The organism is Bradyrhizobium sp. Kon69, assembly GCF_055807515.1.
In genome coordinates, this window is record NZ_JBVVOS010000498.1 from 1 (window position 1) to 249 (window position 249).

Annotated in this window: 1 protein-coding gene; it reads right to left on the reverse strand. The window is 61.4% G+C overall.

What is annotated here, in order from left to right:
- Window positions 1-249: DUF4337 family protein (locus AC0L3U_RS39940; RefSeq protein ID WP_473365202.1), on the reverse strand; the 249-nt coding region annotated here is incomplete at both ends.

Sequence of the window (249 nt, forward strand, 5' to 3'; positions counted from 1 at the left end):
GCTGGATTTCGTCGTTGTAGTGGGCGGCATCCACGCCAGGGATATGCGCGGCCAGTTCCGCCAGGTTTTGGCGGCTGGATTTGGCCTGGTAGTAATTCCATTGGTTGGCGGCTTCGGTCTTGATGATGGCGGCGTTGTTTTTGTCCATCGCCGCCTCGCTTTCACTGGAGCCGGCCTGGTAGCTGAGCATGGCGCCAACGGTGGCCATGATGGCGGTCATCACGGCGATGCGGCTGGCGAAGCTGTCGC